This window comes from Pseudomonas sp. LBUM1641 (assembly GCF_059716235.1).
Window position 1 is genome coordinate 473,725 of sequence record NZ_CP166815.1, and the last position, 25,402, is coordinate 499,126.

The 25,402-nt window shown below is 61.1% G+C and carries 21 protein-coding genes; 10 read left to right on the plus strand and 11 right to left on the minus strand.

The window, feature by feature from the left end:
* The first annotated feature begins 2 nt into the window (after positions 1-2).
* Positions 3-1,052, plus strand: coding sequence for a phasin family protein (locus ACA046_RS02175; protein WP_497675833.1), 1,050 nt, complete (start codon positions 3-5; stop codon positions 1,050-1,052).
* Between the two features lie 171 nt (positions 1,053-1,223).
* Here the strand turns inward: ACA046_RS02175 and ACA046_RS02180 are convergent, their stop codons facing one another.
* The 10 genes from ACA046_RS02180 to ACA046_RS02225 all read right to left on the minus strand — a co-directional run bounded on the left by ACA046_RS02180 (position 1,224) and on the right by ACA046_RS02225 (position 14,282).
* On the minus strand, positions 1,224-1,844 hold the full coding sequence (locus tag ACA046_RS02180; RefSeq protein WP_076018090.1) for a TetR/AcrR family transcriptional regulator: 621 nt from the start codon (positions 1,842-1,844) through the stop codon (positions 1,224-1,226).
* A 27-nt stretch (positions 1,845-1,871) separates the two neighbouring features.
* Complete coding sequence (gene phaC / locus ACA046_RS02185; protein ID WP_497675834.1) at positions 1,872-3,554, minus strand: class II poly(R)-hydroxyalkanoic acid synthase; 1,683 nt, start codon at positions 3,552-3,554, stop codon at positions 1,872-1,874.
* Between the two features lie 247 nt (positions 3,555-3,801).
* Positions 3,802-4,647, minus strand: coding sequence for a poly(3-hydroxyalkanoate) depolymerase (gene phaZ, locus ACA046_RS02190; RefSeq protein ID WP_076018088.1), 846 nt, complete (start codon positions 4,645-4,647; stop codon positions 3,802-3,804).
* A 189-nt stretch (positions 4,648-4,836) separates the two neighbouring features.
* Entirely contained in the window at positions 4,837-6,516 is a 1,680-nt protein-coding gene (phaC, locus tag ACA046_RS02195) for a class II poly(R)-hydroxyalkanoic acid synthase (protein ID WP_497675835.1), read from the minus strand.
* Positions 6,517-6,765: 249 nt separating this feature from the next.
* Positions 6,766-7,143 (minus strand): gamma-butyrobetaine hydroxylase family protein, encoded by a 378-nt coding sequence (locus ACA046_RS02200; protein WP_017478232.1) that lies wholly within the window; start codon positions 7,141-7,143, stop codon positions 6,766-6,768.
* Positions 7,144-7,240: 97 nt separating this feature from the next.
* Entirely contained in the window at positions 7,241-8,578 is a 1,338-nt protein-coding gene (gene hslU / locus ACA046_RS02205; RefSeq protein WP_008439258.1) for an ATP-dependent protease ATPase subunit HslU, read from the minus strand.
* 38 nt (positions 8,579-8,616) lie between these two features.
* The gene (gene hslV, locus ACA046_RS02210) at positions 8,617-9,147 is read right to left on the minus strand and encodes an ATP-dependent protease subunit HslV (RefSeq protein WP_497675836.1); all 531 of its coding nucleotides are present in this window, start codon (positions 9,145-9,147) and stop codon (positions 8,617-8,619) included.
* A 256-nt stretch (positions 9,148-9,403) separates the two neighbouring features.
* Entirely contained in the window at positions 9,404-10,108 is a 705-nt protein-coding gene (locus tag ACA046_RS02215; protein WP_017478234.1) for an SPOR domain-containing protein, read from the minus strand.
* 1 nt (position 10,109) lies between these two features.
* Complete coding sequence (gene argS / locus ACA046_RS02220) at positions 10,110-11,846, minus strand: arginine--tRNA ligase (RefSeq protein ID WP_076018084.1); 1,737 nt, start codon at positions 11,844-11,846, stop codon at positions 10,110-10,112.
* Between the two features lie 216 nt (positions 11,847-12,062).
* The gene (locus tag ACA046_RS02225) at positions 12,063-14,282 is read right to left on the minus strand and encodes a primosomal protein N' (RefSeq protein ID WP_497675837.1); all 2,220 of its coding nucleotides are present in this window, start codon (positions 14,280-14,282) and stop codon (positions 12,063-12,065) included.
* Positions 14,283-14,579: 297 nt separating this feature from the next.
* Here ACA046_RS02225 and rpmE point away from each other — a divergent pair, with 297 nt between their 5' ends.
* The 3 genes from rpmE to ACA046_RS02240 all read left to right on the plus strand — a co-directional run bounded on the left by rpmE (position 14,580) and on the right by ACA046_RS02240 (position 17,102).
* A complete protein-coding gene (gene rpmE / locus ACA046_RS02230; protein ID WP_076018081.1) occupies positions 14,580-14,822 on the plus strand; it encodes a 50S ribosomal protein L31 in 243 nt (80 codons plus the stop codon).
* A gap of 58 nt (positions 14,823-14,880) precedes the next feature.
* Entirely contained in the window at positions 14,881-15,651 is a 771-nt protein-coding gene (locus ACA046_RS02235) for a thermonuclease family protein (protein ID WP_497675838.1), read from the plus strand.
* 182 nt (positions 15,652-15,833) lie between these two features.
* Entirely contained in the window at positions 15,834-17,102 is a 1,269-nt protein-coding gene (locus tag ACA046_RS02240) for a malic enzyme-like NAD(P)-binding protein (protein WP_076018080.1), read from the plus strand.
* A 213-nt stretch (positions 17,103-17,315) separates the two neighbouring features.
* On the opposite strand, the gene ACA046_RS02245 is transcribed toward ACA046_RS02240, so the two are convergent.
* Positions 17,316-19,781 (minus strand): penicillin-binding protein 1A, encoded by a 2,466-nt coding sequence (locus ACA046_RS02245; RefSeq protein WP_497677035.1) that lies wholly within the window; start codon positions 19,779-19,781, stop codon positions 17,316-17,318.
* Between the two features lie 220 nt (positions 19,782-20,001).
* Between ACA046_RS02245 and pilM the strand changes: the two genes are divergently transcribed.
* The 6 genes from pilM (at position 20,002) to aroB (ending at position 25,394) form a co-directional block, all read left to right on the plus strand.
* Positions 20,002-20,655 carry a type IV pilus biogenesis protein PilM gene (gene pilM / locus ACA046_RS02250; RefSeq protein WP_459025564.1) on the plus strand — a complete coding sequence of 218 codons (654 nt, stop codon included), beginning with the start codon at positions 20,002-20,004 and terminating at the stop codon, positions 20,653-20,655.
* Positions 20,655-21,206, plus strand: coding sequence for a PilN domain-containing protein (locus ACA046_RS02255; RefSeq protein ID WP_459025566.1), 552 nt, complete (start codon positions 20,655-20,657; stop codon positions 21,204-21,206). Before pilM ends, ACA046_RS02255 begins: the two co-directional genes overlap by 1 nt.
* On the plus strand, positions 21,203-22,216 hold the full coding sequence (locus ACA046_RS02260; RefSeq protein WP_497675839.1) for a pilus assembly protein PilP: 1,014 nt from the start codon (positions 21,203-21,205) through the stop codon (positions 22,214-22,216). Before ACA046_RS02255 ends, ACA046_RS02260 begins: the two co-directional genes overlap by 4 nt.
* Before the next feature lie 69 nt (positions 22,217-22,285).
* The gene (locus ACA046_RS02265) at positions 22,286-23,623 is read left to right on the plus strand and encodes a type IV pilus secretin PilQ (RefSeq protein WP_497677036.1); all 1,338 of its coding nucleotides are present in this window, start codon (positions 22,286-22,288) and stop codon (positions 23,621-23,623) included.
* Between the two features lie 4 nt (positions 23,624-23,627).
* Positions 23,628-24,146 carry a shikimate kinase AroK gene (aroK, locus tag ACA046_RS02270; RefSeq protein WP_003209345.1) on the plus strand — a complete coding sequence of 173 codons (519 nt, stop codon included), beginning with the start codon at positions 23,628-23,630 and terminating at the stop codon, positions 24,144-24,146.
* Between the two features lie 147 nt (positions 24,147-24,293).
* Positions 24,294-25,394 carry a 3-dehydroquinate synthase gene (aroB, locus tag ACA046_RS02275; protein WP_167662966.1) on the plus strand — a complete coding sequence of 367 codons (1,101 nt, stop codon included), beginning with the start codon at positions 24,294-24,296 and terminating at the stop codon, positions 25,392-25,394.
* Positions 25,395-25,402: the final 8 nt, after the last annotated feature.

Genomic DNA, 25,402 nt, shown 5'->3' on the forward strand with positions numbered 1-25,402 from the left:
GGATGGCTGGTAAAAAGACTACTGATAAAGAAGGCAGCTCGTGGATCGGGGAAGTTGAAAAATACTCCCGCAAGATCTGGCTGGCCGGTTTAGGCGTGTACTCGAAGGTGAGCAGTGACGGCGGTAAATACTTCGAGACTTTGGTTAAAGACGGCGAGAAGGCCGAGAAGTTGACCAAGAGCACAGTGGGTAAACAAGTCGATGCGGCAAAGGCTTCCGCCGGTTCTGCCAAATCGCGTATCAGCGACAAGTGGGGCGAACTGGAAGGGGCTTTCGACAAGCGCCTGAACAGTGCCATTTCGCGACTGGGCGTGCCTAGCCGTACTGAAGTGAAAGCGCTGCACAGCAAGGTCGATACCTTGACCAAGCAAATCGAAAAACTCACCGGCGCGAAAGTTGCGCCCGTTGCGGCTAAAACCGCAGCGGCTAAACCGGCTTCCAAGCCTGCCGCGAAAACTGCAGCGGCCAAACCTGCTGCAAAAACCGCCGCTAAACCGCTGGTCAAGGCCGCCGCCAAACCGGCAGCCAAGCCAGCCGCTAAAGCGCCGGCCAAAGCTGCTGCAAAACCGGCTGCCAAGCCTGCGGCTAAAACCGCAGCGGCTAAACCGGCTGCCAAGCCTGCGGCTAAAACCGCAGCGGCTAAACCGGCCGCCAAGCCTGCCGCTAAACCAGTGGCCGCTAAAGCAGCTGCAAAACCTGCGGCAAAACCAGCCGCCAAGCCGGCAGCAAAAGCCGCAGCCAAGCCAGCGGCTAAAACCGCTGCCGCTAAACCTGCTGCCAAGCCAGCCGCTGCGAAACCTGCAGCCAAGCCGGTCGCTGCAAAACCCGCCGCGAAACCTGCGGCTGCAAAACCTGTAGCGGCCAAGCCGGCTGCCAAAACGGCCGCGGCGAAGAAGCCTGCCGTAGCCAAAAAGCCAGCAGCGCCAAAGCCAGCGGTAGCGGCCAAGCCTGCAACCCCGGCGCCAGCGACCAACTCGGTGACCCCACCGACCCACGCTGCCGCTACCCCGACTGCAACGCCGGCAACCCCGACGCCTACCAGTCAGTCCTGATTTTTACGGGACACATAAAAACGCCCGGCCTGCAAAGGTCGGGCGTTTTTTATGGAATCTACAGAACGACACAAATCCAATGTGGGAGCGGGCTTGCTCGCGAAAGCGGTGGATCAGTCACACATGTGTTGACTGACACTTCGCTTTCGCGAGCAAGCCCGCTCCCACATTTTAGTCCGCGTCGTCCAGGTAACGCAGCGCCAACCGCTCCGTCGCCAGTCTCGCCGGCATCAGCAGATGCGGAGCCACCAGCATCATGATCTGGTACACCACCACCCGCACCTCACCTGCACGGTCGAGAATCCGTTGGTAATCCAGGGAAAACAGCAGGGTCATGGTGATCTGTTCCACCAACTGCCCCAGCGCCTGGGTGTCACTGACCAATTGCCCATCCGTCTTGAGCCTGGCCAGCAACGAGGCCAGTGTGCGCTTGAGCGCCGTCAGCAAGGTGCGAATACCCTTGGCCAGTTTCGGCAAGCGCCCCGCCAGATTCGACAAGTCCTGGAACAGAAACCGGTAGTGCGCCATGCGCTCCACGATCAGGTGCAGAAACAGCCAGTAATCCTCGGCCGCCAGTTGCGCGTTCTCGGGCGGGTCGAGCAACGGCGCCAACTCGGCCTGGAAACGCTCGAACAGCCCGAGCACCAGCGGTTCCTTGCCATGGAAGTGGTAATAGAGATTGCCGGGGCTGATCCCCATTTCATTGGCCACCTCCATGGTCGACACGTTCGGCTCGCCCTTGTGGTTGAACAACTGCAAGGCACATTCAAGGATACGGTCGCGGGTCTTCATCCAGTCTTCTTAAGGTCTTCGTTGGGCTCAGCGGACCCGCACATACGTGCCCGGCGCCGCTTCCATCGGTGGGTAATTCTGGTTGCCCAGGGCGGTCAGGGTTTCGCGCTGCACACCGGAGCGCTGCTGGATCCACGCCAGCCAATTGGGCCACCAACTGCCCTCGACATGATCGGCGTCGTAGTACCAGGCCCGCGGGTCGCTGCTCAGCTTGAGGTTCTCGACGTAGTTGGCCTTGGGGTTGCCTGGCGGGTTGAGGATGCTCTGGATATGCCCGCTGTTGGACAGAATGAAACGCTTGTCGCCGCCCAGCAGTTGGGTGGAGCGGTACACCGCGTCCCACGGCGTGATGTGGTCGTTGATCCCGCCCACGCTGAAGCTGTCCACTGTGACCTTCTGCAAGTCGATGGGCGTGCCGCAGACTTCCAGGCCACCGGGATGGCTCAGCGGGTTGTGCTTGAAGAAGTCCAGCAAGTCGCCATGCAGCGCGGCGGGCAGGCGGGTGTTGTCGTTGTTCCAGTACAGGATGTCGAACGCCGGCGGTTCCTTGCCCAGCAGGTAGTTGTTGATCCAGTAATTCCAGATCAAGTCGTTGGGACGCATCCAGGCGAACACCTTGGCCATGTCCCGGCCATCGAGCACACCTTGTTGATACGAGCGGCGCTTGGCGGCTTCCAGGGTTTGCTCATCGGCGAACAGCGTGGCGGGGCTGTCGAGCTGGCTGTCGAGCAGGCTCACCAGGTAACCGGCACTGGAGATGCGACGCAACTGGCGCTTGGCCTGTAGATGGCCTTGCAGCGCAGCGATGGTCAGGCCACCGGCGCAGGCGCCCATCAGGTTGACCTCGCGGGCACCGGTGATTGCGCGGCACACGTTCAGCGCTTCTTCCAGAGCCGCGACGTAGGTGGACAGACCCCATTCCCGATGCCGTACATCCGGGTTGCGCCAGCTGACCATAAATACTTGCAGGCCGTTTTTCAGGGCGAACTGGACGAAGCTGTTGTTCGGGCTCAGGTCGAAAATGTAGTACTTGTTGATTTGCGGCGGCACGATCAGCAGTGGCTTGGCGTATTGTTTTTCGCTCATGGGTTTGTACTGGATCAACTCCAGCAGTTCGTTGCGAAACACCACCGAGCCGGGCGTGGTCGCCACCGTCTTGCCGACTTCAAAGGCCTGCTTGGTGACCTGCCTCGGCAAGCCATTGTTGTGCAGCAGATCATCGAACAGATTGCTGACACCCCGCACCACGCTGTTGCCGCCGGAATTGAGCAACTCCTTGATCGCCAGCGGGTTGAGCAACGTGTTGGACGGCGACACTGCATCGTTGAGCAGGGAAAAGGCAAATTGCGCCCGGGCCCGGTCGTCGGCGCTCAGGTTGCTGTCGTCGATCCAGTGCCGGGTTTGTTTTTGCCAGCTCAAGTAGGCTTGCAGGCTGCGCCGATAAAACGGGTTGAGCTGCCAGGTCGGGTCGGCGAAACGGCTGTCGGCCGGGTTCGGCTCGTGCACCGTTTCTCCGAGCAGCACACGGCCCAATTGCCCGCCCAACTTCAGGGCGTGGCGGGCGGTGTGCACCGGGTTGCGCAAGCCATGTGCGGCAACGCTGCGCAGAGTCGAGAGCAAATCCCGGCCGCGCAGGCCGGTGATCGCGCTTTGTGCATTGATGAACGCGGCGGGTGTGGGCACCGGGTTCGATACGGGTCTTTCTCGCATGCGCCAACACTCCTTCGTCAAGCCATCAACAAGCACGCCAATTCAGAACCATAGTCGGTTCTGGCCAAGTGACCCTATGCGCGACCAAAATTTCTTCCCAGTAACCCCCGTGATGCGTAATTCCGTAGCAGCTGTCGAGCGCCAGCGAGGCTGCGTTGAGCGCGCCGCCGATGATGAGCCTGGCGCAGGACCGAGTCGCGACTGACGCAGCCTCGCTGGCGCTCGACAGCTGCTACGGAGGGCTTGCTCATAGGGCGGGTTGCGGGTGAATCACCGCCCTCAGGCGTTCTTCCTGGAGAAATTTCATGATGATCGGCGCCACAGCCTCGGCCCGGGTAATCAGGAACAGGTGACCGTCGTCGATGATGTGCAGTTGGGCGTTGGGAATGCGCCAGGCCAGCATGCGCATGTTGATCAGCGGGATCAGCGGGTCATCATCGCCGGCCAGCACCAGGGTTGGTTGCTTGATCTTGTGCAGCCAGTGGATGCTGGTCCAGCCAAGCCCGGCGAACAGTTGCCAGTAGTAACCCAGCTTGCCGGCCGAACGCACTTTGCTGGCGTGTTCGGCGGCCAGCTTCGAATCCCGACGGAAGGAGCCGCCGTAGATCATCGGGGCAATGCGCACCACATGGGACGGCTGGATATAACGTCGAGGGCTGGCCATCAGCCATAAGACTTTCGGTTTGCCCGGCACCATAAAGGCGCCGGCAGCGGTGGCGGCGAGAATCAGCTTCTTGCAGCGTTCCGGGTAGTCATACGCGAACTGCTGCGCCAGCGCCCCGCCCCAGGAAACGCCCACCACGTTGACCTGGCCATAGTCCAGGTAATCGAGCATGCGCGCGGTGAGCTTGGCCAGGCCGGGAAAGCGATAAGGCCGGCTGGGGGTCGACGAACCGCCGACGCCCGGCACATCAAAGGCAATCACTTCCAGGTCCGGGTCCAGGGCCTGGACGAACGGAAACACCAGCTCAAGGTTGGCGCCGATGCCGTTGAAAATCAGCAGCGGCGTCAAGTGAGGCTTGCCCGGGCGTACCGCTGTGCGGATGGCTTGGCCATCCAGGTCGATGGTACGGAAGATGAACGGTTGCGGCATGGGCTTACCCTGCAAAATGGCGCGCTATTCCCTGTCGGAACTCGGTCAGTGTGGGAGCGGCGGTGCGACGATTCGACTTGCTCGCGAAGGCGGTGAATCAGTCTCCAGATGCATCAACTGACACACCGCCTTCGCGAGCAAGCCCGCTCCCACATTTGATCCCGTTCCAGTCACAAAAGTGTGTGTGCTTTATCGTTCATGTACATAAGTGCCCGGCGCCGCTTCAGCCGCTGCGTACGCTTTATTACCCAAGGCAGTCGGCGCCTTTTTCAACTTGCCCGAGCGCTCCGCCTGCCAGGCCTGCCAATGCAGCCACCACGAGTCGGTGTGCTTGGTGGCGTTCTCCTGCCAGTCCAGCGCCTTGCCCGGCATCGTGTCGCTGGTCTGGTAGCGCGATTTAGGATTGCCCGGCGGATTCAGGATGCTCTGGATATGCCCGCTGCTGGACAACACAAACTCGACCTTGCCGCCAAACAGCTGCGCCGACTTGTAGCAGGACTGCCACGGCGTGATGTGGTCGTTGGTGCCGGCCAGGGAATAGATATCGGCGGTGACCTGCTTCAGGTCGATCGGCGTGCCGCACACTTCCAGGGCGTTGGCGCGTATCAGCGGGTTGTTCTTGAACAGCTCGATCAGGTCGCCGTGGAACGCGGCCGGCAAGCGGGTGGTGTCGTTGTTCCAGAACAGGATGTCGAACACCGGCGGTTCGTTGCCCAGCAGGTAGTTGTTGACCCAGTAATTCCAGATCAGGTCGTTGGGGCGCATCCAGGCAAACACCTTGGCCATGTCGCGGCCTTCCAGCACGCCGGCCTGGTAGGAATGGCGCTTGGCCGCTTCCAGGGTCTGCTCGTCGACGAACAGCGCCACCTGGGTGTCCAGGGTGGTGTCCAGCACGCTCACCAGCAGGGTCAGAGCGTTGACCTTCTTCTCGCCCAGCGCCGCGTAGTGGCCCAGCAGGGCGGTGCAGGTGATGCCACCGGAGCAGGCGCCGAGCATGTTGATGTCTTTGCTGCCGGTGATCGCGCTCACCACATCGACCGCTTCTTTCAGCGCCTCGATATAGGTCGACAGGCCCCACTCGCGCTGGGCCTTGGTGGGGTTGCGCCAACTGACGATAAACGTTTGCTGGTTATTGCGCAGGCAGAAGCGCGCCAGGCTCTTGTCCGGGCTCAGGTCGAATACATAGAATTTGTTGATCTGCGGCGGCACCACCAGCAGCGGGCGTTCGTACACCTGCTCGGTGATCGGCCGGTACTGGATCAGCTCCAGCACATCGTTGCGAAACACTACGGCGCCTTCGGTGGTGCCCAGGCTCTTGCCCACTTCAAAGGCGCCCATGTTGACCTGGCTCGGCATGCCGCCGTTGTGCACCATGTCCTTGGCCAGATGCGACAGCCCGTCCAGCAGGCTCTTGCCGCCGGTTTCGAAGAAGCGTTTGACTGCCGCCGGGTTGGCCGCGCTGTTGGTGGGCGCCATGGCTTCGGTCATCAGGTTGATGACGAAGTGGCCGCGGCTGATGTCATGCTCCGACAGGTTGCTGTCACCGATCCAGTCGTGCAGCTCCTTGCGCCACGCCAGGTAGGTTTGCAGGTAACGTTTGTAGAGCGGGTTCTGGGTCCACGCCGGGTCGTTGAAGCGGCGGTCGTCGGCCTCGGGTGTCAGCTGTGATTTGCCGAACACCACGTTCTTCAATTCGACGCCGAAATGGGCGACGTGCTTGACGCTGTGCAACGGTTGTTTGATGGCCTGGGTCAGCACCATCCGAGCGGATGCCAGTAAATCCTTTTTCCGTAACGCGATGATCGGGTTCAGCGCCAGGGTGTTTTCCGAGGCTTGGCGTTTCAAGTCATCGTTGTTCTTGTTACTCATCTACGACGCTCCATTGTCCGACAGACGAGTACCGGGTACCGCTGTGTACCACTACTTGCGACACAGCACAGCCTGGTACTACTGCTCGGGTGACCGTTAATACCGCATCGTCAAATGCAGGGAACTTGCCAGTTCCATTGGTTACCCGAGTTTAATTTTTTTCGCAAGCGGGCCAATCGTTGGCCACGACAGAGGGGCATTCAAGCAGATGGAATTAGAAAATGCCCACTAATGAGCAAGAGGCCTGAGCTAGAGCATCAGCCGCACGACCGACTGGCTCGGGTCGCGGGTTTTTCCGGCGGCTTTCAGTTCGGCAAGATAATCAGCCCACAGCGCGTCCTGACGCACGGCAAGTTGATAGAGGTAGTCCCAGGTGAACAATCCACTGTCATGGCCATCGTCGAAGGTCAATTTCAGTGCGTATTGGCCGGCGGGTTCAATCTTGGTCAAACCGACATTGAGCTTGCCGAATTGCAGGATCGGTTTGCCGTGGCCCTGGACCTCGGCGGAGGGGGAGTGCACGCGAAGAAATTCGGCGGGCAGTTGATACACCTCGTCAGGACCGTAGGTAAGGCCCAGGGTCTTGGAGGCTTTGTGCAGGTTGATGGCGGTAGGCAGTTTGGTCATTTGGGGAACCGCTCAGAGATGATCCTGAAGGAACCGGCTTTAAAATGTGGGAGCGGGCTTGCTCCCACATTAAAGCAGAGCGGTTCCTGCGTAAGCCTTACAGGATATAACGAGACAGATCTTCGTTCTGCGCCAATTCGCCCAAGTGGCTGTTGACGTAGTCGGCGTCGATCTTGATCGCCTCGCCATTCTGCGCGCCCGCCATGTCGCCGGCACTGAAGGACACTTCCTCCAGCAAGCGCTCAAGCAAGGTGTGCAAACGACGGGCACCGATGTTCTCGGTCTTCTCGTTGACCTGCCAGGCAATCTCGGCCAAACGCTTGATACCGTCCGGCAGGAACTCAATGCCCAAACCTTCGGTTTTCAGAAGTTCGCGGTATTGCTCGGTCAACGACGCATGCGGCTCGCTGAGGATGCGTTCGAAGTCGCCCGGCGTCAGCGCTTTCAGCTCAACGCGAATCGGCAGGCGGCCTTGCAGCTCCGGCACCAGGTCGCTCGGCTTGCTCAGGTGGAACGCACCGGAAGCGATAAACAGGATGTGGTCGGTCTTGACCATGCCCAGCTTGGTGTTGACGGTGCAGCCTTCGATCAGCGGCAGCAGGTCGCGCTGCACGCCTTCGCGGGAGACATCGACGCCGCCGGAATTACCGCGCTTGGCCACCTTGTCGATCTCGTCGATAAACACGATGCCGTGCTGCTCGACCGCTTCCAGGGCCTTGGCCTTGAGTTCTTCCTCATTGACCAGGCGCCCGGCCTCTTCGTCGCGCACCAGTTTCAGCGCTTCCTTCACCTTGAGCTTGCGGCTTTTCTTCTTGCCCTTGCCCATGTTGGCGAACAGGTTCTGCAACTGGCTGGTCATTTCTTCCATGCCAGGCGGTGCGGAGATGTCGACGCCGGACACTTCGGCGACTTCGATCTCGATTTCCTTGTCGTCCAGCTGGCCTTCACGCAGGCGCTTGCGGAATAGCTGGCGGGTGTTGGAATCCGAGCTCGGTGCCGCGTCTTCGTTGAAACCCATGCGTGCCGGTGGCAGCAGGGCGTCGAGGATGCGTTCTTCGGCGGCGTCTTCGGCGCGATGGCTGACCTTGGTCATTTCCTGTTCGCGCAGCAGCTTCAGGGCAGCGTCGGCCAGGTCACGAATGATCGATTCGACGTCCCGGCCCACGTAGCCCACTTCGGTGAACTTGGTGGCTTCGACCTTGATAAACGGAGCGTTGGCCAGTTTGGCCAGGCGCCGGGCGATCTCGGTTTTACCGACACCGGTCGGGCCGATCATCAGGATGTTCTTGGGGGTTACTTCAACGCGCAATTCTTCGGGCAGTTGCATCCGGCGCCAGCGGTTACGCAGGGCGATGGCAACGGCGCGCTTGGCATCGTCCTGGCCGATGATATGGCGATTGAGTTCATGGACGATTTCGCGGGGAGTCATGGACATAGTAATTGGCGGTCCTCAAGCGGGAATAAGCCTGCGGCTTATTCGGCTAGGTCCTGCTCCTCAATGGTCAGGTTGTGGTTGGTGAAGACACAGATGTCGCCAGCGATACCCAGGGCCGTCTCGACGACTTCCCGGGCCGACAGGTCGGTTTTCTTCAGCAGGGCGCTGGCAGCGGCCTGGGCGTAACCGCCGCCGGAACCCATGGCGATCAGGCCTTCTTCGGGTTCAACCACGTCGCCGTTGCCGGTGATGATCAGGGAGGCGTCTTTGTTGGCGACGGCCAACATGGCTTCGAGGCGGCTGAGGGAGCGGTCGGTGCGCCATTCTTTGGCGAGTTCGACGGCGGCACGGACCAGGTGGCCCTGGTGCTTCTCAAGTTGGCCTTCAAAGCGCTCGAACAGGGTAAAGGCGTCAGCGGTGGCGCCGGCAAAACCGGCGAGGACCTGGCCGTGGTACAGGCGACGGACTTTTTTCGCGTTGCCTTTCATCACGGTATTGCCAAGTGAAACCTGGCCGTCGCCGCCCATGACGACTTTGCCGTGGCGGCGAACTGAAACGATGGTGGTCAAGGGGAGAGTCTCCACGCTGCGGGGCGAAAATGCCCTGATGGAACTCATATGGGGGTGGCGGGGGGGATTTCAACTGTAGGACGGGAGGGCGGACGAGTGGTGTTTATGTGTCGGACTCGGTCCTGAGGGCGATGAAAATCAAATGTGGGAGCGGGCTTGCTCGCGAATGCGGTGTGTCAGTCACCTAAAATATTGACTGATCTACCGCATTCGCGAGCAAGCCCGCTCCCACATTAACCCGATGCTGTTTCCGCAATCAGCGGCTTTGGCGTTGTTGTAACAACAGGTTGCTAAACCCTGCACCCGCCAGTTGTTTCTGCGCCACGGTCAGCTGTTCACGGTTGCTGAACGGCCCTACCAGCACGCGATACCAGGTCGCATCCTTAACCGTCCCGGACTCCACCGTCACCGCCTGCCCCAGCAGAATGATCTGCGCACGCACGCGGTCCGCATCCGCCTGTTTCGGGAACGAGCCCGCCTGCAGGAAGAACTTGGTCACCGGCGCTGCCTTGGTCGTGGCAACGGGTGGCGGTGGCGGCGGGGTAATCCCGGCCAATGCCGCCTGGGCCCGTGCAGTGTCGATTTTCGCCGCTTCCGCCGGAGTCACAGGTGTGGTCGGCACAGGCTGCGGCGTCGGCAGGGTTTTCTCCGGCACGGCGTCCGGCGGCACGATCACTTCCGATTCCGGCAGCAATGTGTAGAAGTCGTACTTCGGCTTCACCGGCGCAGTCGGGCTCGGGACGGTCTTGTTCGCTTCGGCCATTTTCGTGGCCCTCTGCTGCTCTTGCTTGACCCGTTTGACGTCATCGCCCTTGCCTGGGTCCAGCTTCATCAGGAACACGACAAACGCGCCGACCGTCAGGCCGATCGCCATCCACAACCAGCCCGGAATAGGTTTCTTCGCAGGTGCCTGGTAGCGGCTGGCGCCGCGCTTGGGTGCAGGTTTTTTCTTGGCAGCCAACTTACATACGCTCCAGAGTTTCCAGGCCTAACAATTCCAGGCCTTGCTTGAGGGTCCGTCCTGCCAGTGCGGCGAGGCGCAGGCGGCTCTGCTTTTGAGCTTCGTCGTCTGCGGTCAGGATCGGGCAGTTCTCGTAGAAGCTGGAGAACAAACCGGCGACTTCGTACAAATAGGTGCAGAGGATGTGCGGCGTGCCTTTCTCGCCGACGCTGTTCAGCACTTCGCCGAATTGCGCCAGCTTGGCCGCCAGTTCCTGCTCGTGTGGCGCTTCAAGGTTGATCTGGCCTTCGACTTCACTGAAGTCCTTGCCCAGCTTGCGGAACACACCGGCCACCCGGGTGTAGGCATACAGCAGGTACGGCGCGGTGTTGCCTTCGAAGTTGAGCATCAGCTCGAAGTTGAAGCTGTAGTCGCTGGTGCGGTGCTTGGACAGGTCGGCGTATTTCACCGCGCCAATGCCCACCACGCGGGCGATGTTGCGCAGGTCGGCTTCGGCCAGCTCCGGGTTCTTTTCCTTCACCAGGTTGTAGGCGCGGTCCTGGGCTTCGTTCAGCAGGTCAATCAGCTTCACGGTGCCGCCATCACGGGTCTTGAACGGGCGGCCATCGGCGCCGTTCATGGTGCCGAAGCCCATGTGTTCCATGTGCATCGGGTGGGTGACGAAACCGGCGCGGCGCGCCACTTCGAACACTTGCTGGAAGTGCAGGGCCTGGCGCTGGTCGACGAAATACAGGGCGCGGTCGGCTTTCAGCACGCCGCTGCGGTAGCGCACGGCGGCCAGGTCGGTGGTGGCGTAGAGATAGCCGCCATCGGCCTTGACGATGATCACCGGCAGCGGGTCGCCGTCGGCGGTCTTGAATTCCTCGAGGAACACGCACTGCGCGCCGTTGCTCTCAACCAGCAGGCCCTTGGCCTTGAGGTCGTTGACCACGTTGATCAGGTCGTCGTTGTAGGCGCTTTCGCCCATCACGTCGGCCATGGTCAATTTGACGTTGAGCAGCTCGTAGATTTCCTGGCAATGGGACAGCGAGATCTCGCGGAAGCGGCCCCACAGTTCCAGGCATTCGGCATCGCCGGCTTGCAGCTTGACCACCAGGCCACGGGCGCGGTCGGCGAATTCTTCGGATTCGTCGAAACGCTTCTTGGCGGCGCGGTAAAAGTTCTCCAGGTCCGACAGCTCGTTGCTGGTGATCGGGTTTTCCTGCAGGTACGCCATCAACATGCCGAACTGGGTGCCCCAGTCGCCCACGTGGTTCTGGCGGATCACGTCGTCGCCGAGGAATTCCAGGACCCGCGCCACGCCGTCACCGATGATCGTGGAGCGCAAGTGACCTACGTGCATTTCCTTGGCCAGGTTCGGCGCCGACAGGTCGATAGCCACGCGCTGTGCCGGGCCAGCCTTGCGTACGCCGATCCTGGCATCCGCCAGGGCCGCGTCCAGGCGCGAAGCCAGGGCCTGGGTGTTCTGGAAGAAGTTGATAAAGCCCGGGCCAGCGATTTCAGCCTTGGTCACCTGCGGGTCGGCCGGCAGCGCGGCGATGATTTTTTCCGCCAGGTCGCGAGGCTTCAGGCCGGCCGGCTTGGCCAGCATCATCGCAATGTTGCTGGCGAAATCACCGTGGGTCTTGTCGCGGGTGTTTTCCACCTGGATCGCCGGCGTCAGGCCTTCAGGCAACACACCTTCGTTGACGAGTTGGGTGAGGGCTTGTTGGATCAGCTGGCGAATGGTGTCTTTCATGGTGTTCTCTTTCGACCGCAAGCGGTGGCGCGCGATGCGCAGGTGGAAAAACTGGGCATTATCCGTGGGGAGGGCGGGCTTGCCAACCTTCGCTGGACCTTGACGGACGATTAACCTGTGGCGAGGGAGCTTGCTCCCGCTGGAGTGCGTAGCGCTCCCGGCTTTTTTGGGGCTGCTACGCAGCCCAGCGGGAGCAAGCTCCCTCGCCACAGGGGTCTAGTACAAATCTACCGGGTCTACGTCCAACGACCATCTCACTTGTCGCCCGCTGGGCATTTGCTCCAGGGCAAGTAACCAACTGCTTAATAAACGATGCAGCGGGGCGCGGGCACTGGCTTGCAAGAGCAGTTGGGCACGGTAACGCCCGGCGCGACGTTCCATGGGGGCGGGCACCGGGCCGAGCAGTTCGATGCCGGTCAGACCCAGTTCTCCCAGCAAACGTTCAGCCTCGCTGCACGCTTCATCCAGGAAACCTTCGGCCTGCCCCGGCTTGTGCGCCTCGGCCCGCAGCAGCGCCAGATGCGCAAACGGCGGCAAGCCAGCCGAGCGGCGTTCGCTCAAGGCCTGCTCGGCGAAGGCAAAGTAACCTTGCTCTGTCAGTTGAATCAGCAATGGGTGGTCGGCCAGATGCGTCTGGATGATCACCTTGCCTGGCTCTTCAGCCCGCCCGGCGCGGCCTGCGACCTGCACGATCAGCTGTGCCATGCGTTCGCTGGCGCGAAAATCCCCGGAGAACAACCCGCCGTCGGCATCCAGGATCGACACCAGGGTCACCCGTGGGAAGTGATGCCCTTTGGCAAGCATCTGTGTGCCCACCAAAATGCACGGCTGGCCCTTCTGGATCGTGGCGAACAGCTGATTCATCGCGTCCTTGCGCGACGTACTGTCACGGTCGACCCGCAGCACCGGGTAATCCGGGAACAGAATGCCCAGCCGCTCCTCGGCGCGCTCGGTGCCTGCGCCCACCGGGCGCAAGTCGACCTTGCCGCACTGCGGGCAGTGCCGTGGCACCCGTTCCACATGGCCGCAGTGATGGCAGCGCAACTCGCCGGAACGCTGGTGGACGGTCATTCGCGCGTCGCAGCGCTTGCATTCGGACATCCAGCCGCAGTCATGGCACAGCAGTGTCGGCGCAAAACCCCGGCGGTTGAGGAACACCAGCACTTGCTGGCCCGCCGCGAGGGTTTGGCCGATGGCTTGTTGCATAGGCCCGGAAATACCGCTGTCCAGTGGACGACTTTTTACGTCCAGGCGCAGGAAGCGTGGCTGCTTGGCGCCACCGGCGCGTTCGTTGAGGCGCAGCAGGCCATAGCGCCCGGTGTAGGCGTTGTGCAGGCTTTCGAGGGAGGGCGTGGCCGAACCCAGCACAATCGGGATGTTTTCCTGGCGGGCGCGCACCAGCGCCAGGTCGCGGGCGTGGTAGCGCAGGCCTTCCTGCTGTTTATAGGAGCCGTCGTGTTCTTCGTCGATGATGATCAGCCCAGGATTTTTCATCGGGGTGAACAGCGCCGAGCGTGTTCCAATAATAATGTCGGCCTCGCCGTCCCGGGCGGCAAGCCAGGATTCCAGGCGCTCGCGGTCGTTGACCGCCGAGTGCACCAGGGCGATGCGCGCGTTGAAGCGCTGTTCGAAGCGCGCCAGGGTTTGCGGGCCGAGGTTGATCTCGGGGATCAACACCAACGCCTGTTTGCCGGCCTCGAGGGTTTCGCGGATCAGTTGCAAATAGACTTCGGTCTTGCCGCTGCCGGTGACACCCGCCAGCAGGAACGCGTGGAAGCTGTCGAAACCGGCGCGAATTGCTTCATAGGCGGCGCGTTGTTCCGGATTGAGCGGCAGCTCCGGCTGGGCCAGCCAGTGTTCGTGGCGTTCGCCGGGGGCGTGTTTGCGGATCTCCACCTGCACCAAACCCTTGGCCAGCAGCAAATCCAGGCTGTCCTTGCTCAGCATCAGCTTGCTTAACAGCTGATGGGCGACGCCGTGGGGATGCTGTGCCAGGGTTGCCAGGGCTTCACGCTGGCGCGGGGCGCGGGCGATGCGCGGGTCATCCATGCGCGCCCCGGGCACCATCGACCAGAAACGCTCCTGGCGCGCCTCGGCCAACTCGCCCTGGCGCAACAACACCGGTAGCGCCCAGCTCAAGGTGTCGCCCAGGCTGTGCTGGTAATACTGCGAGGTCCACAGGCACAGCTTGAACAGCGCGGGCGGCAATGGCGGCGTGGCGTCGAGGATGGCCACGGCGGGCTTGAGCTTCTCGGCGGGCACTTCGCTGTGATCGGCGACTTCCACCAGGATGCCGATCATCTCCCGCCGGCCAAACGGCACGCGCACGCGCATGCCAGGCTGCAACTGCGACCGCAATACACCGGCAGGTGCCCGATAATCGAACAGGCGGCGCAGGGGCGAGGGCAGGGCGAGGCGCAAAATGGCGTCGGGCACGCGGGGGTTCTCATATGACAGGCGGCGAAGAAGGGCGGGAGCCTAGCAGACCAGCGGTGGATGTGGGAGCCGGGCTTGCCCGCGATAGTATCGATACGGTGCCCCTGAGAGACCGCAGCGCCTGCATCGCGGGCAAGCCCGGCTCCCACAGGGTGTTGGGTATGCCACGCTTTTCTGATGAAAGGGGCCGTAGTGCTTCTTGCGCGTTTAAAAAGGTCTGGTAGAATCCGCGGCCTAATTACGTGCGGTATTCAACAATAGTGTTGATTGGCGGCACGCTAGCCTGAGGAATACACCATGAAAGCCGATATCCATCCAAACTATGTTGCCATCGACGTTACCTGCAGCTGCGGTAACAAGTTTGAAACCCGTTCGACTTTCGGCAAAGCTCTGCCAATCGACGTGTGCAACGAGTGCCACCCGTTCTACACCGGTAAGCAGAAGACTCTGGATATTGGCGGCCGTGTTGATCGCTTCAAGACCCGTTTCGGTGCTTTCGGCGCAGCTAAAACTGCTGCTCCAGCTCCAGAAGCTGAGTAAGGCGATCGGCTTGAAAAGCCTGTTTGGCTTTTCTTTGTTGATAAAAAAGGCGCCCCTTGTGGGCGCCTTTTTTGTGTCTGCGATTTGGCTGGCGCCCGCCCAGGCCGAGGTGTTCTGCCTGGCGCCCGGCAATGTCGCTACCTTCGATGTGCAGCGAGTGGTGGATGGCGACACGGTGCGCCTCAAGGATGGCCGCAGCGTACGCATGATCGGCGTCAATGCCCCGGAAACCGGCAAGAAGGGACGCACTGACGAGCCTTTCGCCGTGGCCGCCCGCGAGCGCTTGCAAAGCCTGGTGGACGCGAGTGGTGGGCGCGTTGGCGTGGTGCCTGGCCGGGAGAGCAAGGACCGTTACGGTCGCACCCTGGCCCATCTTTACGGCGCCAATGGCGCAAATCTGGAGGCGCAGTTGCTCGCCGAAGGCCTGGGTTTCCAGGTGGCAGTCGCGCCGAATGTGGAACTGGTCGCCTGCCAGCAAGCCGCCGAACGCAGCGCCCGGCAGGCCCGGTTGGGGGTGTGGCGCCAGTCGCCCGTGGTAGACGCGGCGAAGATCCGGCGCTCGGGCTTTGCCGTGGTCAGTGGCCAGGTGAGCAAAATCGAACGCAATCGCGGCGGCGTCTGGATTGAGTTGCGGGGCTCATTGGTATTACGCATTGCACCCAATCTGATGGCCACGTTCGACAGCATGCTGTTGATGGGTTTGCAGGGTCAGTCCATCGAAGCGCGCGGCTGGGTGCAGGACCGTTCCCGGCGCGGCGCCCTGAAAAATGACCAGGCGCGCTGGCTGCTGCCACTGACTGATCCAAGCATGCTTCAGCGGGTGCCGTAAGAAAAAAATTGTAGACATTTTTTATTGCGATTGTGAACAGTTGAGCCCTTGTATCCCGTGGCTCTTGGCCAAAAGTCGTAGGGCAGGGCTCTTGACACCTGTGACTGCCCAGTCTTGTAGGGACTTTGCGACACGCGTATCCTCGGCGGTCCGTCGACCAACAGTAAAAGCGGAATGCCGATATGTCTGATTTGAAAACTGCCGCTCTCGAATATCATGCCCATCCTCGTCCAGGAAAGCTGAGTGTAGAGCTCACCAAAGCCACTGCCACCGCCCGCGACCTGTCGCTGGCCTACAGCCCTGGCGTTGCCGAGCCCGTACGTGAAATCGCCCGGGATCCTGAACTGGCCTACAAGTACACCGGCAAAGGCAACCTGGTTGCAGTGATCTCTGATGGCACCGCGATCCTCGGCCTGGGTAACCTCGGCCCGTTGGCTTCCAAGCCAGTCATGGAAGGTAAAGGCGTGCTGTTCAAGCGCTTCGCCGGCATCGACGTATTCGACATCGAAGTTGATTCCGAAAGCCCGCAGGCTTTCATCGACACCGTAAAGCGCATCTCCATCACCTTCGGTGGCATCAACCTGGAAGACATCAAGGCACCTGAGTGCTTCGAGATCGAAAAGGCCCTGATCGAACAGTGCGACATCCCGGTATTCCACGATGACCAGCACGGCACCGCGATCGTTACCGCGGCCGGCATGATCAACGCCCTGGAAATCGCTGGCAAAACCCTCGGCGAAGCCAAGATTGTTTGCCTGGGCGCCGGCGCTGCGGCCATCTCCTGCATGAAGTTGATCGTGAGCATGGGCGCCAAGCTGGAAAACATCTACATGGTCGACAGCAAGGGCGTGATTCAGTCCGAGCGTACCGACCTGAACCAGTACAAGGCGATGTTCGCGCATCCGTCCTCCAAGCGTACCCTGGCTGACGCCCTTGACGGTGCAGACGTGTTCGTTGGCCTGTCCGGCCCGAACCTGCTGAGCGCCGAAGGCCTCAAGTCCATGGCAGCCAACCCGATCGTGTTCGCGTGCTCCAACCCGGATCCGGAAATCTCCCCGGAACTGGCCCACGCCACCCGTGACGACGTGATCATGGCCACCGGCCGTTCGGACTACCCGAACCAGGTCAACAACGTACTGGGCTTCCCGTTCATCTTCCGTGGTGCCCTGGACGTTCGCGCCAAGCGCATCAACGAAGAGATGAAAGTAGCTGCGGCCAACGCCCTGCGCGAACTGGCCAAGCTGCCGGTGCCTCAGGATGTATGTGATGCCTACGGTGGCGCCAAACTGGAATTCGGTCGTGAGTACATCATCCCGAAACCAATGGACAAGCGCCTGATCACCCTGATCTCCGATGCCGTGGCTAAAGCTGCGATCGAGACCGGTGTGGCTACCCTGCCGTATCCGAAGAACTACCCGCTGCAAAGCGTGGATGATGTGTTCAACGGCTAAGCCGTCGTAGCGCACCAACAAAAAGCCCCGGCTCTTGCGAGTCGGGGCTTTTTTTGTGGCTGGCAATTAGCTCCTGCCTTGCGGTGATCCAACTGTGGGAGTGGGCTTGCCTCGCGAAGGCGGTGTGTCAGTCGGCCTATCTGAGCCTGATACTCCGCTTTCGCGAGCAAGCCCGCTCCCACATTGGATCTGCGTTCAGCCCGCAGATCAGGGTCAGAACAAATCGATCGGCGCTGCCTCATCCGCCGGCAGCGGGCTGCCCGGTGCAACACCATTGCCCAGCTCGTTGACCGACGGCGGCGTGTCTTCGCTCTTGAACAGCTCAAAGTACGCATTCGGCGTGCTCGGCGCTGCCGCACGACCACTGACCGGGTCGATCCGCAAGCTGAGAATGCCTTCTGGCTCCGGCTGGGTATGCGGCGGCATATCCTTCAGCGCAGCACCCATGTAGCTCATCCAGATCGGCAGCGCGACGGTGCCGCCGAACTCCCGGCGACCGAGGCTTTCCGGCTGGTCGTAACCGGTCCATACGGTGGTCACGTAGTCGGCGTTGTAGCCCGAGAACCATGCATCCTTGGAGTCGTTGGTGGTACCGGTCTTGCCGGCGATGTCCGCGCGGCCCAGGGCCAGGGCGCGACGACCGGTACCCTTCTTGATCACGTCTTCCAGGATGCTGTTGAGGATGTAGGTGGTGCGGCCATCCACAATACGTTCGGCCACGGCAGGCGCTTGCGGCGCGGCAGGTGTGGCAGGTGCACCCGCTGCCGGGGCTTCGCCTGGCGTCGGCTCGATGGTGATGCCGCCGTTGGTCGGTGCTGCCTGGCCGTCAGTGGCTGCGACGCCATTGACCACGTCGCCCGGTACCCGTGGCGGGTTGGCGGTGAACAGGGTTTCGCCGTTGCGGCTTTCGATCTTGTCGATCAGGTACGGTGTGATCTTGTAGCCGCCGTTGGCAAAGGTGCTCCAGCCGGTGGCGATTTCCATCGGCGTCAGCGTGGCGGTACCCAATGCCAGGGACAGGTTGGGCGGCAGGTCCGACTTGTTGAAGCCGAAGCGGGTGATGTAGTCGATGGTCTTGCCCACGCCCATCGCCTGTAGCAGGCGGATCGACACCAGGTTACGCGACTTATACAGTGCCTCGCGGATGCGGATCGGGCCGAGGAAGGTGTTGGTGTCGTTCTTCGGACGCCAGACCTTGTCCAGGTACTCGTCGACAAACACGATCGGTGCATCGTTGACCAGGCTGGCGGCGGTGTAGCCGTTATCCAGGGCGGCGCTGTAGATGAACGGCTTGAAGCTGGAGCCCGGCTGGCGCTTGGCCTGGGTGGCGCGGTTGTAGTTGCTCTGCTCGAAGGCAAACCCGCCGACCAGGGCGCGAATCGCACCGTTCTGCGGGTCAAGCGACACCAGGGCGCCCTGTGCCACGGGCACCTGGCTGAATTTCAGACTGTCGTCCTTCTGGCGCTGCACGCGAATCAAGTCACCGACCTGGGCCACGTCCGACGGCTGCTTGGGCATCGCACCCATGCTGTTGGTGTTCAGGAATGGGCGAGCCCATTTCATGCTGTCCCACGACACATGTTCTTCGCCGGTGCGGGTCAGTACCTGCACGCCATCTTTCTTCACCTGGGTGACGATGGCTGGCTCAAGGCCGCTGATCGGGCGTTGTTTGCCCAGCTCAACGGTCCAGGCGCTGAGGGTCTTGCCCGGCAGGCGAGATTCGGGGCCGCGGTAGCCGTGGCGCTGATCGTAGGCGACCAGGCCATCGTGTACTGACTTGTTGGCTATTTCCTGCAGGTTGCTAGGAATCGTCGTGGTCACGCGGAAGCCTTCGGTGTACGCCTCGCTGCCATAACGGCCGACCATCTCGGCACGGGCCATTTCGGCGATATAAGGGGCATTCACTTCCGGCGTCGGCACGTGATAGCTGGCGTTCAACGGCTCTGCCACCGCACTTTCGTATGCGGCCTGGTCGATTTTGCCCAGCTTGTACATGCGGCCCAGGATCCAGTCGCGGCGCTCTTTACTGCGCGCCGGGTTGGCCAGCGGGTTGAAGCGCGAAGGCGCCTTGGGCAGGCCGGCAATCATCGCCATCTGCGCCAGGCTGGCGTCACGAATCGACTTGCCGTAGTAAACCTGTGAAGCCGCCTCGATGCCGTAGGCACGGTTGCCGAGGTAGATCTTGTTGACGTACAGCTCAAGGATCTCGTCCTTGGTCAACTGACGTTCGATCTGCAACGCCAGGAGAATTTCCGTGGCCTTGCGGGAAAAGCTGCGTTCGCTGGTGAGGAAGAAGTTCTTCGCGACCTGCATGGTGATGGTGCTGCCACCGGACTGAATGTGTCCGCTTTTTACCAACTGCGTGGCGGCCCGCACCAGGCTGCTGGGGTCAACGCCATAGTGATTGGCGAAATTATCGTCTTCAGCCGACAGCAGGGCGTTGATGAAATTGGGTGGAATGTCGGCGAAACGGATCGGGGTGCGGCGCATTTCGCCGAACTCCGCGATCAGCTTTTCATCGCTGCTGTAGACCCGCAAAGGAATCTGCAACTGGATACTTCTCAGGGCCTCTACGGAGGGCAAACCCGGACTAAGGTAGAGATAGGCCCCGCTGAGCACGAGCATCAGCCCGCAGACGATCGCGACAATGGAGTACCCGAAAAACTTCAGCAGACGAATCAAGGCTTTTGGATTTCCAAGGAAAAGAATGGGTTAGGCGTCGGGGCATGCACGGCAAGCGGTGGATCGACCCGGCCAGCAGATAAACGCGGGAAAAAACGCTGGGCATTAAAGCATTTTTCGGCTTCGGGCGTCATTCGTGCCGCTCACACAAGCCGACCGAATGCAGGAAGCCTGGCAACAATCAGTCCGTAAGACAGGGAAAGTTTTGGGGAGTTTTATGAGAAAGGGATTTTTCAGGCGAAAAGCCGATGCCGTCCTGGGTATCGACATCAATGACGCCGGCATCAAGCTCGTGGAACTGGAGGTTTCAGGCGTCGGCTACAGCGTCCGGGGTTACGCCACGCAGCAGTTGCCGGTCCATGCGGTGGTCGACAGCAGCGTGATGGATTTCGATGCCGTCGCACAGGCACTGTCCAGGGCGCTGGTACAGGCGCATACCTCGCTCCGACAGGCTGCCGTCGCTGTCGCCGGGCCTTCGGTGATTACCCGTGTGCTCGAGATGGACGCAGGGCTCCCTGAGGCTGAAATGGTGCGTCGAATCTACTCGGAAGCAGACCAGTACATTCCTTATCCGTTGGAGGAGGTGGCCATCGACTTTCAGGTGCAGGGCCCTTCCGCCCGTGATCCTCAGTGCGTGGATGTGCTGCTTGTCGCCTGCCTCAAGGAACAGGTCGAGGCCCGGGAGGCGGTTTTGGCCCTGGCGGGCCTGGGGACGCGGATCGTGGATGTCGAAGCATTTGCATTGGCTCGCGCGGGCAGGCAGGCTTCGGACAGCATCACGCCGGGCCGTCGTGTCGATGGCGCGCAATGGGCCGTGGATGCCCAGGGAATGGGAGTGGCCTGCGGGTTGGCCCTGAGGAGTTTCGACTGATGACACGAATCAACCTGCTGCCGTGGCGCGCAGAACGGAATGAGCGGCGGCGCAAGTATTTTCTGGTGTTCTTGCTGGGTGCTGCGGCTGTGGCGCTGGCTGCGGTATGGCTGGCAGACCAGGTGATCGATCGCGCAATTGATCGGCAATTGGCCCGCAACAGCCAGTTGAGCCAGGGCGTGACCGGGCTCGACTCGCGAATGAAAGCGATCGACGAGCTGCATGAGCAACGCCAGCAGTTGATGGAGCGGATGAAAGTTGTGCAGGGTTTGCAGGACGACCGTTCGGCGGGTGCTCAGTTGTTGGATCAACTGGCCCGTGCCGTGCCGGAAGGTGTGCAATTGCGTGAAGTCAGCGTTGATGGTGGTTCTGTCTCGATCAGCGGCACTGCCGAATCGAACCAGGACGTTGCTCAGTTCATGCGTGGTCTTGAGGCTGCCGACGACTTGCAGTCGCCCCGGCTTCAACGGGTTCGCGGCGCGCAAGCGGGCGACGGCAATGGCTTTCAGTTGACGGTTCGCCATGGTCATTCGGATGAGGCAGGCCAATGAGAGGGGCGTCAGGCCTGTCAAGGCTGACGGAACTCGACATCGCCCAGCTCTACCGAAACGCCGCCGACTGGCCGCTGCCGGGCAAGGCTTTGCTGGGTGGCGCGGTGGTTTGCCTGCTGTGGGTAGCGGGCAACACCTTCTACTTGAGCGGGGCACGAGAGCAATTGCGCCAGCTGGAAGCGCAGGAAGTGGCGCTTGAGCAGCAGGTTGCGTTGAAAACCGTCCAGGTTGCCGGGCTGGAATCTCAGGCCCGCGACCTCAACACGATGCAAGGCCGTTTCACCAACCTGTTGCGGCAGCTGCCTGCCGAGACCGAAGTGCCCGGCCTGCTTGAAGACATTGGCCGCTTGAGTGCAACCAATGGCTTGGTGCTGGAAGCCATCGACCTGCTGGATGACCAGCCTCGCACCCTGTACATCGAGTCGCCCATGCAGATAGGTGTCACCGGAGCCTTTCACGATCTGGCGGCGTTCATCAGCGGCATGGCTGGCATGCCAAGGATTGTCACGGTGCATGACTTGGCGTTCAGCCACGTTGATCCCTCAGGGTTGCGCCTCAGCCTGGTGGCGAAGACTTATCGCTACAACCATCAAGCGGGTGATGATCTGGAGGCTGATTTGCACCAACCGTCGCCGGCGCTCGCCGAGCCAGTTGCCTACGATTTTTCATCCTTGCGCGATCCTTTTCAGTCGCCCTCTCGTCAGCGGGTGCGGCCCGCTGGGCAACCGGCCGCTGGACCTGATTTCGACCGGCCGCGCGGAGTCCTTGAAAGCGTCGCCCTGGATCAGTTTGAAATGGTTGGAACCTTGTCCCTTGGTACACAAACCTTCGTGCTGCTGCGCGGCGCGTCGTCTGTCTATCGGCTGGCAATCGGCGATTACCTGGGGCCGGACCACGGGCGCATCACGGCAATCCACGACTCCCATGTCGAACTGGCCGAGCTTTTCCCGGATGGCCAGGGCGCTTGGTTGGAACGCTTGCAAACCCTTGCACTGAACGTGAACTCATAACGGAAACAAACAATGAAAAGGACTTTTTCGTCCTTCGGTGTGGCGCTATGGATAGCGTTCACGGCACCGATGGTCATCGCTGTGCCCAATCGAATCGACCTGATTCACCTGCCGCCACCTGGTAATACGCCCCTGAGTAACGAGCGCGTGGCATTTACCGGTGACAAGCTGTCCCTCAACTTCCAGAACATCGAACTGCGCGCGGTGTTGCAGCAGATTGCCGACGTTGCCGGCCTCAACCTGGTGGCCAGCGACGACGTGCAGGGTTCGATCACCTTGCGCCTCAAGGATGTGCCGTGGGATCAGGCGCTGGATCTGGTGATGCAAACCAAGGGGCTGGATAAACGTGTGACCGCCAATGTGCTGCTGGTCGCGCCGGCCGAGGAGTTGGCCGCCCGCGAGCTGCTGGTGCTGGAGTCGCGCAAGCAAATGACCGAGCTGGCACCGCTGCGACGTGAGCTGCTGCAAGTGAATTACGCCAAGGCTTCGGACCTGGCCAAGCTGTTTCAGTCGGCCGTGGGCCTGGAAGGTGCCACCGATGAGCGCGGCTCGGTGGCGGTGGATGATCGCACCAACAACATCATCGCCTACCAGACCCAGGAGCGGCTGGAGGAGCTGCGCAAGATTGTGGCGCAACTGGATATTCCGGTAAGGCAGGTGATGATCGAGGCGCGGATCGTTGAGGCCAATGTGGATTACGACAAAAGCCTTGGCGTGCGCTGGGGTGGGCAGGTCAATCGGGGTAACTGGAGCGCTGGCGGGATCAGGAAACCGCTGGCCGAAGGCGCCGAGCCGCCTGAAAACCCGCCCAGCTCGCCGTTTGTGGACCTGGGTACGGTCAACGGCAGCGCCGGCCTGGGCATCGCCTTTATCACCGACAACCTGTTGCTGGACCTGGAGCTCACCGCCATGGAAAAAACCGGTAACGGTGAAATCGTCTCGCAGCCCAAGGTCGTCACTTCCGACAAGGAAACCGCACGAATCCTCAAGGGCACCGAGATTCCCTACCAGGAATCCAGCTCCACCGGTGCTACCTCGGTGTCATTCAAGGAAGCCTCGCTATCACTGGAAGTGACCCCGCAAATCACCCCGGACGGCTGGGTGAAGATGGAGGTCAAGGTCACCAAGGACGAGCCTGACTACCTGAACAAACTCAATGACGTGCCGCCGATCAAGAAAAACGAGGTCAACGCCAAGGTGCTGGTGAGGGACGGCGAGACCATCGTGATTGGTGGAGTTTTCTCCAATACTCAAAGCAAAGTGGTAGATAAAGTGCCATTTTTGGGCGATGTGCCGTATCTTGGCCGCCTTTTCCGGCGGGATGTGGTTTCGGAGAAAAAATCCGAGCTGCTGGTATTCCTGACTCCGCGTATTATGAATAACCAGGCGATTGCTGTGAGTCGTTGATTCTGTGCGAAATTTGATTCTTGTTGGACCGATGGGGGCTGGAAAAAGCACCATCGGCCGTTTGCTGGCCAAAGAGCTGCGCCTGCCATTCAAAGACTCCGATAAGGAAATTGAATTGCGCACGGGCGCCAATATCCCGTGGATCTTCGATAAGGAAGGCGAGCTGGGCTTTCGCGATCGCGAGCAGGCGATGATTGCCGAGCTGTGCGGCTGTGACGGCGTGGTATTGGCCACCGGCGGCGGCGCGGTGATGCGCGATGAGAATCGTCGGGCACTGCATGCCGGCGGTCGCGTAGTTTATCTGCATGCTTCTGTCGAGCAGCAGGTGGGCCGCACCGCTCGCGATCGCAATCGCCCGTTGCTGCGTACCGCCGACCCGGCAAAAACCCTGCGGGACCTGCTGACGCTGCGCGATCCGCTGTATCGGGAAATCGCCGATCTGGTGGTGGAAACCGATGAGCGGCCGCCACGAATGGTCGTTCTCGACATTCTTGAGCGCCTGGCGCAGTTGCCACCCCGTTAAAGCCAGAGCTGAAATGCGCTATTCTCGGCGGCGCGTCATGACCGTCCGAGTTGTGGCGTAGAGCCATCAGGCAGCGTCAGATCCCGACGTTGCCGACAACGTTAACGTAGGGCAATACGCCTGCTTTCATCTTCAACGCGGGGACACATGCAGACACTTAAGGTCGATCTTGGCGAACGCAGCTACCCGATCCATATTGGCGAAGGTTTGTTGGACCAGCCCGAGTTGCTTGCCCCGCATATTGCCGGGCGGCAAGTGGCGATCATCTCCAATGAAACGGTCGCGCCGCTTTATCTTGAGCGTCTGAGCCGCAGCCTCGCGGCGTATTCGGTGATCTCCGTGGTGTTGCCCGACGGCGAGGCCTTCAAGACCTGGGAAACCCTGCAACTGATCTTTGATGGCCTGCTGACTGCCCGTCATGACCGTCGCACCACCGTAGTAGCGCTGGGTGGCGGAGTGATCGGCGACATGGCCGGCTTCGCGGCCGCCTGCTACCAGCGCGGCGTGGACTTTATCCAGGTGCCGACCACGTTGCTGTCCCAGGTCGATTCGTCGGTGGGCGGCAAGACCGGCATCAACCATCCGCTGGGCAAGAACATGGTCGGTGCGTTCTATCAGCCGAATGTGGTGCTGATCGACACCGCCACCCTCAACACCCTGCCGCCCCGAGAGCTGTCGGCGGGCCTGGCGGAAGTCATCAAGTACGGCCTTATCTGCGACGAGCCGTTCCTGACCTGGCTTGAAGAGCATGTCGACGCCCTGCGCTCCCTCGACCAGGTGGCGCTGACCGAAGCGATTTCCCGCTCCTGCGCTGCCAAGGCGTTGGTGGTGAATGCCGACGAGCGTGAGTCGGGCGTACGCGCTACGTTGAACCTCGGCCACACCTTCGGCCATGCGATCGAGACTCACATGGGCTATGGTGTGTGGTTGCATGGAGAGGCCGTAGCGGCTGGCACGGTGATGGCATTGGAGATGTCGCAACGCCTGGGCTGGATCAGCGCCCAGGAGCGTGATCGCGGGATCCGCCTGTTCCAGCGCGCCGGGTTGCCGGTCATTCCTCCTGAGGAGATGACTGAGGCAGATTTTCTCGAACATATGGCAATAGACAAGAAAGTGATCGACGGTCGACTGCGACTGGTGCTGTTGCGCCGAATGGGCGAAGCGGTAGTGACCGACGATTATCCGAAAGAGATTTTACAGGCCACGCTGGGAGCGGATTACCGCGCCCTGGCCCAGCTTAAAGGTTAATAAGATCC

Coding starts and splice junctions, on each gene's coding strand:
- ACA046_RS02175 (WP_497675833.1), top strand. CDS start 3: ATGGCTGGTAAAAAGACTACTGATAAAGAAGGCAGCTCGTGGATCGGG.
- ACA046_RS02180 (WP_076018090.1), bottom strand. CDS start 1,844: ATGAAGACCCGCGACCGTATCCTTGAATGTGCCTTGCAGTTGTTCAAC.
- phaC (WP_497675834.1), bottom strand. CDS start 3,554: ATGCGAGAAAGACCCGTATCGAACCCGGTGCCCACACCCGCCGCGTTC.
- phaZ (WP_076018088.1), bottom strand. CDS start 4,647: ATGCCGCAACCGTTCATCTTCCGTACCATCGACCTGGATGGCCAAGCC.
- phaC (WP_497675835.1), bottom strand. CDS start 6,516: ATGAGTAACAAGAACAACGATGACTTGAAACGCCAAGCCTCGGAAAAC.
- ACA046_RS02200 (WP_017478232.1), bottom strand. CDS start 7,143: ATGACCAAACTGCCTACCGCCATCAACCTGCACAAAGCCTCCAAGACC.
- hslU (WP_008439258.1), bottom strand. CDS start 8,578: ATGTCCATGACTCCCCGCGAAATCGTCCATGAACTCAATCGCCATATC.
- argS (WP_076018084.1), bottom strand. CDS start 11,846: ATGAAAGACACCATTCGCCAGCTGATCCAACAAGCCCTCACCCAACTC.
- rpmE (WP_076018081.1), top strand. CDS start 14,580: ATGAAAGCCGATATCCATCCAAACTATGTTGCCATCGACGTTACCTGC.
- ACA046_RS02240 (WP_076018080.1), top strand. CDS start 15,834: ATGTCTGATTTGAAAACTGCCGCTCTCGAATATCATGCCCATCCTCGT.
- pilM (WP_459025564.1), top strand. CDS start 20,002: ATGAGAAAGGGATTTTTCAGGCGAAAAGCCGATGCCGTCCTGGGTATC.
- ACA046_RS02255 (WP_459025566.1), top strand. CDS start 20,655: ATGACACGAATCAACCTGCTGCCGTGGCGCGCAGAACGGAATGAGCGG.
- ACA046_RS02260 (WP_497675839.1), top strand. CDS start 21,203: ATGAGAGGGGCGTCAGGCCTGTCAAGGCTGACGGAACTCGACATCGCC.
- ACA046_RS02265 (WP_497677036.1), top strand. CDS start 22,286: ATGGTCATCGCTGTGCCCAATCGAATCGACCTGATTCACCTGCCGCCA.
- aroB (WP_167662966.1), top strand. CDS start 24,294: ATGCAGACACTTAAGGTCGATCTTGGCGAACGCAGCTACCCGATCCAT.